Genomic DNA, 3749 nt, shown 5'->3' on the forward strand with positions numbered 1-3749 from the left:
CGAGCGCCCGGGCCGCCTGGTCGACGCTCTGGGGGGCGCCGCCGGCAGGGTGGCGCGCCTCAAGCGTGTCGCGGGTCGAGAACAGGCGGTAGCGGTCCACATGGGCCAGCGCGTCGCGAATGACCTCGGCAAGGCCCGCTCCGTGGGCAGGGGCCGCGCCCGACTGGCCGCGCACCTCGAAGGGGAAGACCGCCAGCGCCGGGCGGACGGGCTCTGCGGGGGCGGGACTCGCCGCGGCGGGCGCCGCCGTGGCCCGGGCATCCTGCTGGGCACGTGCAGCGCTCATCGGGCTTAAAGCGCACAGCAGGAGGGCCAGAACGGCGATTTTGAGGGCTTGTCTCATCATTTCAGCCGCGCGAGCGTATCACATATTTCTCCCCGGGCGAGCATCGGCGGCGTGCAGTGGCGCGCGCTTTTTCACGGGAGGGCCCGCAGCTCGTTGCCGGCGGCGTTGCGGCAGCTTTTGCTGCTCCGGACGCGCGTTGACATCGCCGGGTCCGGGAGCAAAGATGCCAAGCAAACGTCCAATTTCTTTGGGTATTTCACAGGTCAGGGGGCAGCAAGGACGTGCCGGCATCAAAGAAGACCACGCGCAAGGCGGCCCCGAAAAAGGCCGCCCCCGGCGCGGGTAAGAAAACAGCCAAGAAACGGGTGAGCGCCCCCGAGGGCGAAGCCATCGCCATCACCGGGGCCAGCGGCTTTCTGGGGGCGCAGGTGCTCTCCTACCTGCGCAGCGAGTCGCGTTTCGAACGGGTCGTGGTGCTCGACATCGCCAAACCGACGCTCCCCATCCGCAAGACCAAGTTCTACAAGACCGACCTGACCGAACCCAACTGCGACGCGCGCATCGCGGAGATCTTCGAAAAAGAGAACGTGACCCAGGTTGTTCACCTGGCCTTCTTCCGCAATCCGCACCGCAACCAGGCCTACGCCCATGAGCTCGAAGTCATCGGCACCCTCCACCTGCTCCATGCGTGCGCGCAGGCAAAGGTGAAGAAGTTTCTCACGGCGACCTCGACCTTCGTCTACGGCGCGCGTCCCGACAATCCGAACTTCCTGACCGAGGCGCACGAGCTTCGCGCCAAGCGCAGCTTCGGTCACGTCTCGAACAAGGCGGAAGCCGAGGGACTCATCGCGCGCTTTGCGAATCAGAATCCCGACATCAAGGTCACCGTGCTGCGCCCGGGCATCATCCTGGGGCCGCGCCGGCGCGCCTATGTGACGAGCTTTTTCTCGCGCGCGACCATCCCGACGGTGCTGGGCTACGATCCGCTCATGCAGTTCGTGCACGAAGACGACGTGATCGACGCGCTCGTTCAGTGCGTCACGGGCGAACAGCGGGGCGTGTTCAACATCGTGGGCTCGGGCGTGTTGCCGCTCTCGACGATTCTACGCGTGGGCGGCAAGTGGAGCGTCGCCGTGCCGAGCTTCGTGCTCTACCCCTCGGCGGGAACGCTGTGGGTCTCGGGCGCCAGCGACGTGCCGCCGGAGTTCTACGACTACCTGCGCTATCTGTGCATCGCCGATGGCGAAAAAGCGCGCCTCGAACTCGGATTCGAGCCGCGGCATTCAACCAAGGACACCTGGCTGGCGTTCACCGGAGAAGAGCGGGTGCGCCAGTTCCGCGCCGCGTCCTGACGCGCGCGCTTTTTGACAAAACCGGTCGGGGGACCAAGTGGCAGGAGCGAAATCCATACTGGGCGCAATGACGCCGGGCGACCTGGCCGAGGCGCTCGAGGATCGTCTGCGCGAGGAACTGGGTGCCATCCGCGACCCGGAAATCCGTCGCGAGGCCGAGCAGCGCCTTGCCCACACGGTCAATCGCCTTCGTTCCGCCTCCGCCGATCAGGAAGTCGTCGAGAAGGGGCCGCTGGCCTTCTTCCGCGACCTGCGCCGCCGGCGGCGCGAGCAGGCGGCTTCGCGCCGGCGCAAGCGCACGGGCTACGGCCTGCACGTCGATGAGTTCGGATTCGACCGCGCCTATTGGCGCAGCGTCGAGCCCTTCTTCAACTACCTGTATTCGAATTACTGGCGCATCGAGTGCACCGGCGTCGAGAACGTGCCCATCGAGGGGCGTGGGATCATCGTCGCCAACCACTCGGGCCTGCTGCCCTGGGACTCGGTCATGCTTCGCGAAGCGGTGCAGATCGAGCACTCGGCCCAGCGCCATGTGCGCCCGCTGATCGAGGACTTCGCCTACACGATGCCCTTTTTGGGGCCCTTTCTGCTCAAGATCGGCATTGCGCGTGCCGACCGGCAGAATGCCGAGCGCCTGCTGGCCGCCGACAAGCTGATCGCCACCTTCCCCGAAGGCGTCAAAGGCATCACGAAGCTCTTTCGGGACCGCTACCAGCTCCAGCGCTTCGGCCGTGGCGGCACGATCCGCCTGGCCGTTCGGACCAAATCGCCGATTATTCCCACCGCCATCATCGGCGGCGAGGAGATTTACCCCATTCTGGCCGAGACCGAGGTGGTCGGGGGCTTCCTGGGATTGCCCAAGGTGCCGCTGACCCCGACTTTTCCGCTGCTGGGGCCGCTGGGACTCGTCCCGCTGCCTTCGAAATGGTACATTCGATTCGGAACGCCCATCGATCTGTCCCACCTGGGAGAGGAAGACCTCAAGGACGACATCCTCGTCAATCGCTTGAACGAGGAAGTGCGCGCCCAGGTGCAGTCGATGGTGCATGACTTGTTGAGGATTCGACGCTCCGCCTGGATGGGCTGAGCGGAGGTAACTGGAGCACTCATGGCGGAGTTCAACCACGCCCGCAAAGAGATCACGTTCAAGCTGGTCTACTACGGCCCCGCTTTGTCGGGGAAGACGACCAATTTGCAGATGATCCATCAGGGCGCGGGCACGGACTCCACCGGGGAGCTGATGACGCTCAATACCGAGGGCGACCGCACGCTGTTCTTCGACATGCTGCCGGTGCGCATGAAGACCGCCAGCGGGTTCTCCATCCGGCTCAAGCTCTTCACCGTTCCCGGACAGGTCCAGCACAACTCCACCCGGAAGATCGTGCTGCGCGGCTCGGACGGTATCGTCTTTGTGGCCGATTCCTCGGCCGCGGTTTCGAAGCAAAATGCCGAGAGCTTCGACAACCTGCGCAAGAATCTCAAGGAGATCGGCCGCTCCCTGGCCGATACCCCGCTCGTCGTACAGTTCAACAAGCGCGACCTGCCCGACGCCGTGCCCGAGGACATGATTCAGAAGTCCTGGGGCCAGAGCGGCATCCCCACCACGCTGGCCGTGGCGATGAAGGGCGAGGGCGTCGTGGAGACGTTCGAGGCCCTGGCCGAACAGCTCTACGATTCGCTCGACAAGAAATACGAATTTGCGCGCAAGTTCAATCTCACGCGCGAGGATTTTCTGGCGGCGATGCACGCCAACTTTGCGCCCGGTGACGGCGGCGCCGAAAGCAGCGGAGCGCAGGACGCGTGAAAAGCTTCCTTGACGAAGAACATTCGGTGGAGAACATCATCCCCGAATCGGACCTGCCAAAGTTCCCGCAGAATTTCTCATCCTATTGGTCGGCCGAAGTCGCTCTGCTCAGCCGTGGCGGCGAGGTCGTGGGCCTGTGGCGCGCGGGCGAAATCGTGGACGACGCCGCGCGCGCCGCGCAGATTCAGGCCGCCGCGGCGGAGAAATCCGACATTCTCTACGACACGCTCAAGCCCTGCGACCTGCCCGAAGTAGGGCAGGGCGCGCGCCTTGCGCCGCTCAAGCTGGACATGGACGTGGCCGGCGC

The 3749-nt window shown here is 65.1% G+C and carries 5 protein-coding genes; 4 read left to right on the forward strand and 1 reads right to left on the reverse strand.

Annotated elements, in window-relative coordinates; all coding sequences use genetic code 11:
- Nucleotides 1–286: hypothetical protein (locus tag KDH09_06235; GenBank protein MCB0219277.1), on the reverse strand; the 286-nt coding region annotated here is incomplete at its 3' end.
- Between the two features lie 281 nt (nt 287–567).
- Here KDH09_06235 and KDH09_06240 point away from each other — a divergent pair.
- The 4 genes from KDH09_06240 to KDH09_06255 all read left to right on the forward strand — a co-directional run.
- Nucleotides 568–1638, forward strand: a complete 1071-nt coding sequence (locus KDH09_06240) for an NAD-dependent epimerase/dehydratase family protein (protein MCB0219278.1) — start codon at nt 568–570, stop codon at nt 1636–1638.
- A 37-nt stretch (nt 1639–1675) separates the two neighbouring features.
- Nucleotides 1676–2725 (forward strand): acyltransferase family protein, encoded by a 1050-nt coding sequence (locus tag KDH09_06245; protein ID MCB0219279.1) that lies wholly within the window; start codon nt 1676–1678, stop codon nt 2723–2725.
- Between the two features lie 21 nt (nt 2726–2746).
- A complete protein-coding gene (locus tag KDH09_06250) occupies nt 2747–3442 on the forward strand; it encodes a hypothetical protein (GenBank protein MCB0219280.1) in 696 nt (231 codons plus the stop codon).
- On the forward strand, nt 3439–3749 hold a 311-nt coding region (locus tag KDH09_06255; GenBank protein MCB0219281.1), incomplete at its 3' end, for a hypothetical protein. The genes KDH09_06250 and KDH09_06255, both read left to right, overlap by 4 nt.

It is taken from the genome of Chrysiogenia bacterium (assembly GCA_020434085.1).
GTDB lineage: Bacteria > JAGRBM01 > JAGRBM01 > JAGRBM01 > JAGRBM01 > JAGRBM01.